Annotated in this window: 15 protein-coding genes; 12 read left to right on the top strand and 3 right to left on the bottom strand. The window is 46.5% G+C overall.

The window, feature by feature from the left end; genetic code table 11:
- The first annotated feature begins 113 nt into the window (after nt 1-113).
- The 5 genes from VBY75_RS06590 to VBY75_RS06570 are packed head-to-tail and all read left to right on the top strand — an operon-like array spanning nt 114 to nt 3,647.
- On the top strand, nt 114-524 hold the full coding sequence (locus VBY75_RS06590) for a curlin subunit CsgB (RefSeq protein ID WP_416511655.1): 411 nt from the start codon (nt 114-116) through the stop codon (nt 522-524).
- Between the two features lie 23 nt (nt 525-547).
- Complete coding sequence (locus VBY75_RS06585; protein ID WP_416511653.1) at nt 548-2,035, top strand: hypothetical protein; 1,488 nt, start codon at nt 548-550, stop codon at nt 2,033-2,035.
- Nucleotides 2,036-2,094: 59 nt separating this feature from the next.
- The gene (locus tag VBY75_RS06580; RefSeq protein WP_054488725.1) at nt 2,095-2,472 is read left to right on the top strand and encodes a curli production assembly/transport protein CsgE; all 378 of its coding nucleotides are present in this window, start codon (nt 2,095-2,097) and stop codon (nt 2,470-2,472) included.
- A gap of 13 nt (nt 2,473-2,485) precedes the next feature.
- Nucleotides 2,486-2,875: a curli assembly protein CsgF gene (locus VBY75_RS06575; RefSeq protein ID WP_054488727.1), complete on the top strand. Its 390-nt coding sequence runs from the start codon at nt 2,486-2,488 to the stop codon at nt 2,873-2,875.
- Nucleotides 2,876-2,885: 10 nt separating this feature from the next.
- Entirely contained in the window at nt 2,886-3,647 is a 762-nt protein-coding gene (locus tag VBY75_RS06570; protein WP_054488729.1) for a CsgG/HfaB family protein, read from the top strand.
- Between the two features lie 20 nt (nt 3,648-3,667).
- On the opposite strand, the gene VBY75_RS06565 is transcribed toward VBY75_RS06570, so the two are convergent.
- Nucleotides 3,668-4,315, bottom strand: coding sequence for a response regulator transcription factor (locus VBY75_RS06565; protein ID WP_054488731.1), 648 nt, complete (start codon nt 4,313-4,315; stop codon nt 3,668-3,670).
- Nucleotides 4,316-4,665: 350 nt separating this feature from the next.
- On the opposite strand from VBY75_RS06565, the gene sufB reads away from it, so the two are divergent.
- From sufB to VBY75_RS06530, 7 genes are read left to right on the top strand one after another with little or no spacing between them, the layout of a single operon-like run.
- On the top strand, nt 4,666-6,102 hold the full coding sequence (gene sufB / locus VBY75_RS06560) for a Fe-S cluster assembly protein SufB (protein ID WP_054488734.1): 1,437 nt from the start codon (nt 4,666-4,668) through the stop codon (nt 6,100-6,102).
- Between the two features lie 3 nt (nt 6,103-6,105).
- Nucleotides 6,106-6,870, top strand: a complete 765-nt coding sequence (gene sufC, locus VBY75_RS06555) for a Fe-S cluster assembly ATPase SufC (RefSeq protein WP_054488736.1) — start codon at nt 6,106-6,108, stop codon at nt 6,868-6,870.
- Nucleotides 6,867-8,117, top strand: coding sequence for a Fe-S cluster assembly protein SufD (gene sufD, locus VBY75_RS06550; RefSeq protein ID WP_416511649.1), 1,251 nt, complete (start codon nt 6,867-6,869; stop codon nt 8,115-8,117). Before sufC ends, sufD begins: the two co-directional genes overlap by 4 nt.
- Complete coding sequence (locus VBY75_RS06545; RefSeq protein ID WP_416511647.1) at nt 8,114-9,331, top strand: aminotransferase class V-fold PLP-dependent enzyme; 1,218 nt, start codon at nt 8,114-8,116, stop codon at nt 9,329-9,331. Before sufD ends, VBY75_RS06545 begins: the two co-directional genes overlap by 4 nt.
- A gap of 16 nt (nt 9,332-9,347) precedes the next feature.
- The gene (locus VBY75_RS06540; RefSeq protein ID WP_054488741.1) at nt 9,348-9,704 is read left to right on the top strand and encodes a HesB/IscA family protein; all 357 of its coding nucleotides are present in this window, start codon (nt 9,348-9,350) and stop codon (nt 9,702-9,704) included.
- 14 nt (nt 9,705-9,718) lie between these two features.
- Nucleotides 9,719-10,252, top strand: coding sequence for a putative Fe-S cluster assembly protein SufT (gene sufT, locus VBY75_RS06535; protein ID WP_222236189.1), 534 nt, complete (start codon nt 9,719-9,721; stop codon nt 10,250-10,252).
- 44 nt (nt 10,253-10,296) lie between these two features.
- The gene (locus VBY75_RS06530) at nt 10,297-10,710 is read left to right on the top strand and encodes a SufE family protein (protein ID WP_054488745.1); all 414 of its coding nucleotides are present in this window, start codon (nt 10,297-10,299) and stop codon (nt 10,708-10,710) included.
- On the opposite strand, the gene VBY75_RS06525 is transcribed toward VBY75_RS06530, so the two are convergent.
- Together VBY75_RS06525 and VBY75_RS06520 are read right to left on the bottom strand one after the other, a co-directional pair.
- On the bottom strand, nt 10,707-11,909 hold the full coding sequence (locus VBY75_RS06525) for an EAL and HDOD domain-containing protein (RefSeq protein ID WP_224797655.1): 1,203 nt from the start codon (nt 11,907-11,909) through the stop codon (nt 10,707-10,709). The two genes, VBY75_RS06530 and VBY75_RS06525, sit on opposite strands and share 4 nt — an antisense overlap.
- Nucleotides 11,902-12,816 carry an SPFH domain-containing protein gene (locus tag VBY75_RS06520; RefSeq protein WP_054488749.1) on the bottom strand — a complete coding sequence of 305 codons (915 nt, stop codon included), beginning with the start codon at nt 12,814-12,816 and terminating at the stop codon, nt 11,902-11,904. The genes VBY75_RS06525 and VBY75_RS06520 overlap by 8 nt, the downstream gene beginning before the upstream one ends.
- Between the last annotated feature and the right edge of the window lie 43 nt (nt 12,817-12,859).

Raw genomic sequence — 12,859 nt, 5'->3', positions numbered from 1 at the left:
TTAAAGAAATTCACATTCAAGTACCATTAAAAAAATACACCATTCATACGATTGTCGCGCACATTTGAACCTCTATTCTTGTTAGCGGAATTATTAACAAAAGGTGTTCCGCTTTGACTTTCATTAAACAACTTTTAGTAGCAACAGCTGTCATGCTCATCTCCTTTTCAGGAAATGCTGACGAGTTATCTGTTGCATTAGCAGGGTTACTGGAGCGGCAGTCCCTTGCAAACCATGCCGAAATTGCTCAACTAGGCTCATACAACCTCACTTCAGTAGCGCAGGCAGGAGAGCAAAATTACGCATATCTCGTTCAGTCCGGGTTGGAAAACACCCTGACTATCGAGCAGCAAGGGTTCAATAATTCTGTCACTGCAGAGCAGTCTGGACGCAGTAATTCAGCGACCATTCTTCAAGTTGGGCAAAGCAATGTCATTCAGCTTCAACAACTTGGTGATGGAAACTCTATAACCATTCAGCAGACAGGCGCTGCCGCTGAAATGTCCATCACGCAGTTCAAATAAGAACAATCAATGGAGAACAAAACATGTCTAATACAATTCTTAAAAAAAGTGCAGTAGCTTTAGCCTTAGGTCTGGCATTTTCAGGTTATGCTGCTGCAGAAACACACATTGCGGTTGTTAACCAAGATTCATCAGAAGCCGTTGAATTCGGCAACAACATGTACATCGAGCAAAGCGGTGTCTTTAGCTGGGCTTATGCTGATCAGTACGGAGAAGGTAACGATACGTCACTTCTTCAGTTTGACGACTGGCAGGAAGCTTATACTTATGTGACCGGCGACTTTAACTTTGTTGAGGGTGAGCAGTCTGGTTTCTGGAATATCTTCGACTCAGAAGCGACCGGTAATGACAACATGTTAACGAGTCTTCAAGAAGGCGACATGAACTCATCTGAAGTCTTCCTGACGGGCAATGGTAACTCTGCTTACGTAGAGCAAGCAGGTGCTGGAAACACTGCCTCTATCGATTTGACTGGAGACTACAACGCTGCCGATATTTCACAGTTCGGTGACTCTAACTGGGCTAGCTTCCAAATTGAAGGTAGTGACAACGAGTTTTCAGCCTATCAGTCAGGTTCACTTAATGAAGCCGGTTACTTTAATGCAACGGGTGATGCCAACGTATTTATTGCTGATCAAGAAGGCGATGGCAACGTAGGTGGTGTAGTCGGCGCTAATGGCGACATGAACGAGGTTTACGTTCAGCAGTTTGGTTCAGCGAACATCTTCATTGCAGAGAACCTGGCGGGTGACGAAAACCTGGTAGACGTATATCAGGACGGCGCTAGCAATGAATTCTTGATTCAGCCAATCCAAGGTGATTTAAACGAAATCGCTGTTCAGCAAGAAGGTAATACAAACGTAGTAGAAGCCGCAACTGGCATGGTAGGTAACTACAACACAGTTGATGCGCACCAAAACGGTGATAACAACTACGCAGTTTTCGCAACCGAAGGTGATGACCACATTATTTCAATGAGTCAACGTGGTGACGACAACATCGCTGTTGCGGAGTCTTATGGCGCATACAACGACATCCACATCCAAAGCCGTGGTGACAATAACTTCAACGGTGTTGCTTTAATTGGTGCAGACAACGAAGCATCTAGCCGCCAATACGGAGATGCTAACACTGCTGAAATCGTTATTGCAGGTGACGACAACGAAGTTGACTCACGCCAGGACGGAGACAGCAATACCTTGTTGGCATACTCATACGACGCAGGCACAACCTCTGGCAACGACCTTCAATCAGAGCAAACTGGCGACATTAACCTTATCGATACCATTATCGGTGGCAATGACAACCTTATCGCTTTCGTTCAGGAAGGTAACAACAACATTATTGCTGGCGACGAAGGGTCATTTATTGTCGGCGGTAATGGTGGCAGCGTTGACATTCAGCAGGTTGGTGACAACAACGTTGTGACTGGTGGTCAATTTAGCGATACCAACACCATGAGTGTTTATCAGCAAGGCGACTATAACGTAGCAACCGTAGTTCAATACTAATTCAGTATTAGCTCAATAATATAAAGCGGCTGCTTTTAGTAGCCGCTTTTTAGGCGCTTATGTTAAAGAAACTCATTTTTGCTCTCATTTTAATGACTCCTTTTAGCCAGGCGGATGAAATAGAGCTTGGAGGAATGGTTCTTGACAGAACGATATCTCGTTTTGGCAAAGACTTTTTCTTTTACTACACCAGCTACTGGCGAGATATACCATCGACTAATGGAATTACAGTCGTCGTTAACGAGCGAGTGTACCCACAAGCAGGAACTTACCTGTGGGTGGAAATGGAACAACAAAAAGTCTTCGAAACCTATTTTGGCCGTCGCCAAAATGACGTAAAGAAGCTGGCTGAACAGGCCATCCTTATAAGCATTAACGAGGTCGCCCGTATAAAAGCAGACTCAGTTTTTGATTCGCCAGAAAATAATCAATTCTAAAAAGGCGTTAACTATGAAAAAAAGACTATCAATTATCAGTTTAGCTTTGGCTTTATCATCCCCATTGGTTGCTGCGACAGAAATTGTCTATCAACCAATTAACCCCAGCTTTGGCGGAAACCCAATGAATGGCAGCTTTCTGTTACAAAAAGCTCAGAGCCAAAACGCGCATACAGCTCCTGATGAAGGACGCTCATTCGTCGATCGCTTCAGAGATGCACTTGAAAGAAACATTATCAACTCGCTTACTCGCCGAATAGCGGACGGTGAGATCGTTGAAGGCCTTTATGACACTGGTGAGTACACAGTGGAAGTCATTGGTCAGCCTGACGGCAGCGTGCTCGTTTATATCACGCATAACGAAACCGGTGAGCAAACCGTTATAACAATGCCTTCGATTTAAGAGAGTTACCATGAATATTCGTACTATCATTTTATTGGTCTTGTCAGTCGCAATGTCCGGTTGCGCTATGATGCCCAAGCCGACAAGCCTGAATATCCAACCAGCTGAAATTGATGCGCCCAGCTCAATGATGCTGACCTTAAAAGAAAGCCCTTTACCTAAAAATCGCATTCCCGTCTCGGTTTATGCTTTTCGGGATCAAACCGGGCAATACAAACCACAAGCTAATGTCTCAAGTTTTTCCACTGCCGTAACTCAGGGTGCTACGTCGATACTGACTCAGATGTTACTTGAGTCTGGCTGGTTCTTACCCATGGAAAGAGAAAACTTACAGAACCTGCTTACTGAGCGCAAAATCCACAACTCGAGCAAGAGCTCTGACTTACCTCCGTTGCGAGAGGCTCGATTACTGCTGGAAGGCGGCATTATTAGCTACGACACAAATGTCAGTACCGGTGGTATTGGAGCCGAATATTTTGGTATCGGAGCATCGGAGTTATACCGGGAAGATCAGGTATCCGTTTATATACGTGCTGTCGATGTATACACAGGGCAGGTTCTTCTCTCTGTTTCGGCAAACAAAAAAGTCTTTTCACAAGAGCTAAGAGCAGGCCTGTTTCGTTACGTTTCCTTAAATCGTCTGGCTGAATTTGAAGGTGGCTATTCGACGAACGAACCGGTTCAGCTTTCTGTTAAGCAAGCAATGGAAAAGGCATTATTTGAATTAATTGAAAAGGGACAAGAGAGAGGCTTTTGGCGAGCGGATAGCTAACCGATGATTCGCTATTTTATTTAACCGGACGTTGCGTAATTCGACCACTTTAAAAGCTCAACCCGATTGCGCGCTCCGGTTTTTCTAAAAATTGAAGACAAGTGTGTTTTTACCGTGTGAGCACTTATATTTAACTGTTCTGCAATTTCTTTATTACGTGCGCCAGTTGCCACCAGCTCAATAATCTTTAATTCTTGAGGAGTCAGAGAATTTACTTGTGACGCAGTAGTAAAAGAGTCGTCATCGGCCTGACGCCGCAACATCATTTCTTCAATTTTACCGGAAAGCAGTGAACGCGGGTAATACAACTCACCCTGACCTATCACTTTGATTGCAGTAAGCACGCGATCTAAATGGTCGTTTTCATAAATAATACCACGCGCACCGAGGTTTAGCGCCTGGTTCGGACGTACCTCATCTTTTCTGGCGTTAACTAAAAACAAGGGGTAAGTTCTGGTTAGAGCTGCAATTTCATTGGTGGTATGAGACCTCGAAAGCTGCTCTGAACCTAACGAGTAAGCTACCATCGTATTTTCCAGCGGCGAACTTTCAACCAGTTCAGAGAAGGTACGATGGACAACCGATATTTCTAAAGATTCAGCAAGCAACCCCAAGTTCTGTGTACGCTTTTGATGTTCAATTAAAGCTAACTGAGTAAAACGCGCCATAACATCCCTTAAAGTTAAAACACATATTCGTTACTTCGCTTATAATTTGAATTACATTTTTCTAACGAACTATGTGACCCTTTATAATATACGATTATTTTTTATGCTGAAAGTTTATGCACCTTAGAACATGTTACAAAATGTAACAAGCGCTCTATTTCCAATAAAACATAATGACGGACATAAAGGTAAGATAACCTCACTCACGGTAGGCGAAATAAGCGACAAAAGGGCTGCAATCCCGTATAATGTGGGTCAACAGATAAAGTTGAGTGTTTTAGTCAGGTATTTTATACTATTGGCCAGTAACGGGCGAAATTCCCATCCGCAGCTTTTAGAGTGGGTAAATCATGAGTGAACAGATTGATCAGGCGCTTGCACGTAAATACGATGCAGGCTTCGTTTCAGAAATAGAGTCAGAAACTTTTCCAATTGGCTTGGATGAAGACGTCATTGCCCGTCTATCCGCCATTAAAGGTGAACCTGAATGGATGCTGGAATGGCGTCTGAAGGCTTATCGCACCTGGTTAAAAATGGAAGAGCCGGACTGGGCACACGTCGATTATCCCAAAGTGGATTACCAGTCTATTTCATACTACTCAGCGCCTAAAAGCATGAAAGATAAACCTAAGTCGTTAGACGAGGTTGATCCTGAATTGCTGCGCACCTATGAAAAACTCGGTATTCCTCTGCACGAGCAGGAGATGCTGGCCGGTGTAGCCGTCGATGCGGTCTTCGACTCGGTTTCCGTCGTCACTACGTTCCGGGAGAAACTGGAAGAGGCTGGCGTGATCTTCTGCCCTATCTCTGAAGCTCTTCACAAGTACCCTGACTTAGTTAAAAAGTATTTAGGTACCGTAGTTCCCCGTGGCGACAATTTCTTCGCTGCGCTTAACAGTGCCGTATTCACTGACGGGTCGTTTGTTTATATTCCAAAAGGCGTTCGCTGCCCTATGGAACTATCAACCTACTTCCGCATAAACGAACAGAACACGGGTCAGTTTGAGCGTACCTTAATTGTTGCCGAAGAAGGCAGCCATGTCAGTTATCTGGAAGGTTGTACCGCTCCACAACGTGACGAAAACCAATTACACGCAGCCGTGGTTGAGCTGGTCGCACTGGATGATGCCGAGATCAAATACTCAACGGTTCAAAACTGGTACCCAGGCGATGAAAACGGCAAAGGCGGTATCTACAACTTTGTCACTAAACGCGGCCTGTGCGAGAAAAACGCGAAAATATCCTGGACTCAGGTAGAAACCGGTTCAGCCGTTACCTGGAAATATCCAAGCTGTATTCTCAAAGGTGACAACAGCGTTGGTGAATTCTATTCAGTAGCGTTAACCCGCGGCAGACAACAAGCCGATACCGGCACCAAAATGATTCACTTAGGTAAAAACACCAAGTCGACCATCATTTCTAAAGGCATTTCCGCCGGTCGCAGTAATAACGCTTACCGCGGTCTGGTGCGTATGGGCCCGGGTGCCGAGGGCGCGCGTAACTTTACCGAATGTGATTCGCTGCTTATTGGCGACCAGTGCGGCGCACACACATTCCCGTATATTGAAAGCAGCAATCCAACCGCGATTGTTGAACACGAAGCCACCACCTCTAAGGTGAGTGACGATCAATTATTCTTATGTCGGCAACGAGGCCTGGACCCTGAAAAAGCAGTCTCAATGATTGTAAATGGCTTCTGTAAAGAAGTATTCCGCGAGCTACCAATGGAGTTCGCAGTTGAAGCCGGTAAGTTGCTTGAAATCAGTCTTGAAGGTTCAGTGGGGTAAAACATGCTATCTATTAAAGATCTGCACGCACGTGTAGAAGAAACAACAATTTTGAAAGGCCTGAATCTGGAAATAAAACCCGGCGAAGTACACGCTATTATGGGTCCTAACGGTGCCGGGAAAAGTACTTTAGGCTACGTTTTATCCGGCCGCGACGGCTACGAAGTGGAAAGCGGCAGCGTTGAGATGGACGGCAAAGACTTGCTGGACATGGAAGTTGAAGAACGCGCTCAAGCCGGATTATTCCTGGCATTCCAGTACCCGGTTGAAATACCCGGCGTGAGCAACATGGAATTCATGAAAGAATCGGTTAACGCCCTACGCGAAGCGCGTGGCGAGAAAGCGTTAAGCTCTGCAGAATTTTTGAAAAAAGCCAAAGAAGCCTGCAAACAGGTTGAGTTACCGCTCGATTTCTTAAAACGCGGTGTGAATGAAGGTTTCTCAGGCGGCGAGAAAAAACGTAACGAGATTATGCAGCTGATTATGCTGGAACCTAAAATCGCTATTCTTGATGAATCCGATTCCGGCCTGGACGTTGACGCTCTGCAAGTTGTTGCAAAAGGCGTCAACAGCCAGCGCGACGGCAAACGCAGCTTTATTGTTGTCACGCATTATCAGCGCCTGCTGGATTACATTCAGCCGGACTACGTCCACATTCTGTCTAAAGGCAAAATTGTGAAAAGTGGCGGTCCTGAACTGGCTAAAGAAGTTGAAGCTTCAGGTTACGCTTGGTTAGCAGAAGCTGAAGCAGAAGGAGCAGATGCATGAGTCAATGGTTAAACCACGTTCTAGAGCGTGCCTCGACCGTTGACGATTGGCTATCTCCGGTCCGGGCACAAGCCTTGGACACTTTAAAGCAGCAGCAATGGCCAACACGCCGTACTGAAGCCTGGCGTTATACCTCGCTGCACCCGGTTGCTGATTTGCAGTTGCAGACAGGCACAAGCAATAACACCGCCGAAGCACCTTTCATCGAGGGGCTGAACAGCCTTGATCTGGTTTTTGTTGATGGCCAACTGAGTACTGACATCAGCAAGCTTCAGCTGCCGGAAGGCGTTACTATAAGTGAGCTTTCCGCGCCAAGCGAGCCAGCAGAAGCGATTTTTGCGCAAGTAAAACCCAGCCATCATTTGTTTGGTCTGGTTAATGATGTATTGGCGCAGCAAGGTGTTGTTATTGATATTGCCGCCGGCGCTAAAATCAAGCAGCCCATTCGTATCGTTAACTTTGCTTCAGCCGGTATCGAATCTCACCAGCGCACTCTGGTACGTGTTGGTGCAAATGCTCAGGCAACGATTATTGAGCATGGCAGCGGTTCAGGTAATAGCTTGAATACAGCGTTTGCGGAGTACGATATTGCCGAAAAAGCGAATTTAGAGCACTACCGTTTTGCTCTGCACGAAGGTGAGTCTATTCATATTGGCGGCAGTCATTTTAAACTGCACGACCATGCCAAAATGAACAGTACCTTAATTGGCTACGGCAGTCAGCTGACACGCCTGGACGTAGACATCGAACACGCTGGCGAGCACGCGTTTGCTAAATTTAATAACGTGTATTTACTGGCTCCGCGTGAACATTTCGACTTACACAGCACCATTGAGCACGCATCACCAAACGGGACTACCGAAGAAAATGCCCGGGGCATTATTGGTGATAGGGCAAAAGCGGTATTTAACGGACGCATTCATATTCACCGCCATGCGCAGAAAACCCTGGCAGAATTGAATAACCGTAACCTGCTGCTGACCCGCGGTGCTCAAATAAATACCAAGCCGGAACTGGAAATCTACGCAGACGACGTACAGTGCGCACACGGTGCGACAGTGGCTGAGATTGATGAAGAAGCGTTGTACTACATGCTGACGCGCGGCATCGACAAGCAACAGGCTTTGGTGATGCTGAACTTTGGTTTCGTGCAGGAGATGGTTTTCCAAATGCCGAATAAAGCGTTGGCTGACTGGTTACAGCCCATATTGAAAACACGATTTGAAAGTATGATGGAGCAGCAATGAGCCTGAACGTTGCGCAAATTCGTGAGCAGTTTCCGATACTGCACCGCCAGGTTCATGGTAAACCTTTAGTTTATCTGGACAACGCTGCAACCACCCAGAAGCCGCAGGCGGTCATCAACGCGCTGACAGATTACTACACTCAGTGCAATGCCAACGTTCATCGTGGTGCTCACTACCTGTCCGATGAAGCGACCCGGCGTTATGAAGCAGCGCGTAAAACCGTTGCTGAGTATATAAATGCCAGCCGCCAGGAAGAGGTTATCTGGACCAGCGGTACCACCGAAGGCATTAACTTAGTCGCTAATGGCGTTGCCCAACGACTAAAAACCGGTGATGAAGTGCTGGTTACCGAGATGGAACACCATGCGAATTTGGTGACCTGGCAGCAAGCCTGTAAACGCTCGGGCGCAACATTGAAAGTAGTACCCATTAACGAAGACGGCTCGCTGAATACCGAGCAGTTTCATGCTCTGTTGAGCGAGAACACGGCTTTCGTTTCAATGCCGCACATTTCAAATGCACTTGGCACCATTAACCCAATTAAAGAGCTCACTGCAGCCGCCAAGGCGAAAGACGCACTGGTAATGATTGATGGCGCTCAGGGCGTTGCACATGGCGCTATTGATGTGCAGGACATTGGCTGTGACTTTTACGCATTTTCCGGACACAAAGTATTCGGACCAACCGGTATCGGCGTACTTTGGGGTTGCTACGAAGTTTTAAAAGACTGGCCCATATGGTTAGTCGGTGGCGAAATGATAGCGACAGTCAGTTACCAGGATGCCACCTGGGGCGAATTACCTAACCGCCTGGAAGCCGGCACGCCGAATATTGCCGGTGCTATTGGTCTGGCGGCAGCAATTAACTGGCTTCGGCAATATGAAGCAGCCGACATTCTGGCTCACGAAACCGCTTTACTGGCACGAGCAACACAATTAGCCGAGCAAACCGATGGCTTAACCATTGTTGGGCATGCCGCAAAGAAAATTGGCGTGCTAAGCTTTATTTTAGACGGTGCACATCCGGCCGATATTGGCTTTTTGCTCGACAAGCAGGGGATTGCCATTCGTACGGGTGATCACTGCGCTCAGCCGTTAATGAAGCGCCTGAACGTGCCGGGCACTGCGCGCGCATCGTTTTCCATTTACAATACGCTCGACGAGGTTGAAATGCTGTTTGAAGGCATCAAAAAAGCTCGTCTAATGCTAGCCTGATGGCAGGAGGAGACTCATGTCTGTAGAAACATTTGTACCATCATCGTCCTTAATTTCGATGACAGAAAGTGCCGTACGTTATTTCGAGTCGCGCTTAAAAGACGAGCCAGGTAAGTTCATTCGGCTGTCCACCAAACAGAGTGGCTGCACAGGTTATGCCTATGTACTCAGTTCGGCCGATGCACTGGAAGACGGTGATGAAGTTGTCGATATTAACGATAACCTGAAGGTCGCGATAGCCTCTAATGCACTCGAACTGGTGCGTAATACCGAAATTGATTACGTAAAAGAAGGCATTAACGGCGTGGTTAAGTTCAACAACCCGAATGTGGTCAACGAATGTGGTTGTGGCGAAAGCTTCAACGTGCAGTAACGGAAGTTTAAATTATGCAGCAGAAAATGGTGTCCACCACCCGTGAAGTTAAGGCACGTCGTGTGCCAACGGGTGAACCGAAAGTAATTCCTAAGGGTGAATTTGTTAACATTACTCAGGATTTAGGCGGTAATTATACTGTCACCTTTCAGGGCAATATGCTGCGTATAGACGGTACTGACGCGGATGCTATTGGGCGCAAACCCGAAAAGCTCGATTTTCCGGTACCAGACGACGGCAAAATATCGGAGCAACAAGTGTGGGATGCTCTGGAAACCATTTATGACCCTGAAATTCCAATTAATCTGGTTTCTCTGGGCCTTATTTATAAGGTCGACATTGATCAGGACACCCATACCATCACCATTGATATGACTTTAACTGCGCCGGGCTGCGGCATGGGGCCTGTACTTGTGGGTGATGTGGAATACCGCGTTTCTTTGGTACCGCACGTTAAAAATGTGAAAGTTGATTTGGTCTTTGACCCACCCTGGTCACGCGACATGATGAGCGAAGAAGCTCAGCTTGAAGCCGGCGTCTTCTTTTAACATTAGTTACTCTTTTAACTTATAAGTGAAGGTTATTGGTCAGCATGAATTTACCCAGCACAGATGAAATCATTGATGACTTAGAGTTTTTAGATGACTGGGAGCAACGCTACCAGTACATCATTGATTTAGGTAAAGCTCTGCCCGGTTTACCGGAAAGTCAGCATAAAGAAGAGTATCTGGTGCGTGGCTGCCAAAGTAATGTCTGGCTTATCAGCGAAGAAAAAGACGGCAAGCTGTTGCTGCACGTAGATAGTGACGCGGTCATTGTGCAAGGCCTGCTGACCTTAGTCATGGCGGCTTACCACAATAAAACCCCTGAGCAAATTCTGGCATTTGATATCGACCATTACTTTGCGCAACTGGATTTAGAAAACCACATTACACCAACCCGTGGTAACGGTTTACGTGCAATTGTCGGAAAAATTCAGCAATTAGCGAAACAAAGCCAGGCTTAAATTGTATTAAACAGCTCCTGAACTTTTGCCGACACCGTTCTGTAACTGGTTAATAAGCGGATATCGACTTTATGGAGCTGTTGTTTCATCTGAACCAGCTGCTCTAGCTTAAGTGCAATACGCAAGCAATGCCCCATTGGTCCGGCACAATCATCAACCGCCATTTTTGTTTGTTCAGACAGCGGTAACTTTTCAAAGAAACACGCCTTATCGACCCCAAGCATAATATCGATACCCGATAATAACCCGACGAAATAGCATTGATCCGGGTCGATATCCGGCGAATTTTGCCGTTTAGCCAGCTCATAACACATCTGGGCCCGAACTAAGACCATGCGGGAGGCCTCGGGGCTACTTGCGGTTACCGAGCCAATGAGGGCTATCCAGCGCCTTAGTTTCTCAATACCCAGGCGCATAATAACGTCTTTGACCCGGGTAATAGGGCTCGCTGTTGGGTATAAAGGGCTGTTAACGATTTTAAGCAGACTTACTGACAACTTAGGATCTTCTGAAATGACCTGAGAAAGTTCGGTTAAATCGGGTTCTTTTTCAAAGCAAAGCGATAGTATTTTTGCCAGTTGCAAAGAGGAAGGCTCTAACCGAGTTCCGTAAACCACGGTTGGTTTCGCAAAATAGTAGCCCTGAAACAGCTCAAAACCCAGGGCTTCATAAGCTTGCTTGGTCGCTTCGTCTTCCACCCGCTCAGCCAGCCACTTTCCTTTGAATCCGGAAAGCTTTTGTTTAAAAGCTTTAGCCTGTGCCAGCGTTAGAGTCGAAACGTCCACTTTGATGTAAGACGCATACTTCAGCAGAGGCTCCCAGGCAGGGTCGAATTCGAAGTCATCCAACGCAAAGCGAAAACCTTTTTCGTACCAACGCGCCACCGCATTAACGACGGCTCTGGTCGGCTTGATTCGCTCCACCAGCTCAATAACCACTTTGTCCGGCTCAATGGGAAGAAAGCTTTGGGAGACTAAAAACTCACTGGAAACGTTGATAAATGCTGTAGCATCGTACTGCTCAGTTTGGGTGGTTATGCCCGCACAAAGGTTAAAGACAACCTCGCTGGTAGCCGCTGTATCGCCGACCGTCTCGGCGGTTAAGTTTAGCGCACTACGATAAAGCAGCTCTACCGCATAAAAGCGGTTTTTATTGTCATAAATGGGTTGAGCTGCCAGTAACGGAAAAGTTTCAGCCATCTTTTTTACTGTCTTTAGCCGCTTCCATTGCGCTTAAAATATCCGACGATAAAGAGTCCAGCTGGCCTGTCGGCTGCGGCAACATTATCACTTTACTGGCAGCTGTATCGAAAGAGCCCAGTACATCGACGTAGTTAGTAAATTTGAGCAAATCAATAACGTCCTTAGAAGTAATATCGTTTGCCTGATCAGTGACCATGGCAATAGAGTCACGTAAGCCTTCGGCTATGGCTAAACGCTGACCGGCGATGCCCTGCCCCTGCAATATTTTAGACTCTTTATCCGCTTCGGCCTGCTTCACCAGCATAATTTTTTCAGCTTCCGCTTTATGCTCCGCTGCACGACGCTCTCGTTCTGCGGCGTTAATTTGGTTCATTGAATCTTTAACGGACTGATCCGGGTCAATGTCGGTCACTAGCGACGCAATAATTTCAAACCCATACTCTTCCATGGTATCGCGCAACTGCTCTTTTACATCTTTAGAAATAGAGTCTTTATTATCGAACACCGCATCCAGGTTCTGCTTAGGAATTTGCGCGCGCACCGTATCAAACACATACGACTGCATTTGCCACTCGGGGTTTTCCAGTTGATAAAAGGCATTATAAACTGAGGTTTCATTACTCACGCGATACTGCACGGACACCCGGACAATAACAAATACGTTGTCATTGGTTTTAGTTTCAACATCAACGTCCAACTGACGTGTTCTCATTGACTGTTTATGAGCAACTTGCTCAATCAACGGAATGATAAAGTTAAGACCGGGCGTCAGCATACGGCGGTAACGACCGAACAATTCGACCAGGTAAACGCTTTGCTGCGGAACAATGCGCACTGAAGCGATCAGCAACAGTACGACAATCAGTGCGCCAACTACCCACATAATATTAAAATCGCTCGTCATTATTGAATCCTCATTATACGAGAATGATAAGGGAAGAGATTAA

The organism is Idiomarina sp. HB (assembly GCF_048059115.1).
In the GTDB taxonomy this organism is placed as follows: domain Bacteria; phylum Pseudomonadota; class Gammaproteobacteria; order Enterobacterales; family Alteromonadaceae; genus Idiomarina; species Idiomarina abyssalis.
The sequence above is the reverse complement of the archived record's forward strand: the minus strand, read 5'-3'. Positions and strand labels throughout refer to the sequence as shown.

Excerpts from the sequence above, each read along its gene's own strand:
- VBY75_RS06585 (WP_416511653.1), top strand. The coding sequence starts at position 548 with ATGTCTAATACAATTCTTAAAAAAAGTGCAGTAGCTTTAGCCTTAGGT.
- VBY75_RS06580 (WP_054488725.1), top strand. The coding sequence starts at position 2,095 with ATGTTAAAGAAACTCATTTTTGCTCTCATTTTAATGACTCCTTTTAGC.
- VBY75_RS06575 (WP_054488727.1), top strand. The coding sequence starts at position 2,486 with ATGAAAAAAAGACTATCAATTATCAGTTTAGCTTTGGCTTTATCATCC.
- VBY75_RS06570 (WP_054488729.1), top strand. The coding sequence starts at position 2,886 with ATGAATATTCGTACTATCATTTTATTGGTCTTGTCAGTCGCAATGTCC.
- VBY75_RS06565 (WP_054488731.1), bottom strand. The coding sequence starts at position 4,315 with ATGGCGCGTTTTACTCAGTTAGCTTTAATTGAACATCAAAAGCGTACA.
- sufB (WP_054488734.1), top strand. The coding sequence starts at position 4,666 with ATGAGTGAACAGATTGATCAGGCGCTTGCACGTAAATACGATGCAGGC.
- sufC (WP_054488736.1), top strand. The coding sequence starts at position 6,106 with ATGCTATCTATTAAAGATCTGCACGCACGTGTAGAAGAAACAACAATT.
- sufD (WP_416511649.1), top strand. The coding sequence starts at position 6,867 with ATGAGTCAATGGTTAAACCACGTTCTAGAGCGTGCCTCGACCGTTGAC.
- VBY75_RS06545 (WP_416511647.1), top strand. The coding sequence starts at position 8,114 with ATGAGCCTGAACGTTGCGCAAATTCGTGAGCAGTTTCCGATACTGCAC.
- VBY75_RS06540 (WP_054488741.1), top strand. The coding sequence starts at position 9,348 with ATGTCTGTAGAAACATTTGTACCATCATCGTCCTTAATTTCGATGACA.
- sufT (WP_222236189.1), top strand. The coding sequence starts at position 9,719 with ATGCAGCAGAAAATGGTGTCCACCACCCGTGAAGTTAAGGCACGTCGT.
- VBY75_RS06530 (WP_054488745.1), top strand. The coding sequence starts at position 10,297 with ATGAATTTACCCAGCACAGATGAAATCATTGATGACTTAGAGTTTTTA.
- VBY75_RS06525 (WP_224797655.1), bottom strand. The coding sequence starts at position 11,909 with ATGGCTGAAACTTTTCCGTTACTGGCAGCTCAACCCATTTATGACAAT.
- VBY75_RS06520 (WP_054488749.1), bottom strand. The coding sequence starts at position 12,816 with ATGACGAGCGATTTTAATATTATGTGGGTAGTTGGCGCACTGATTGTC.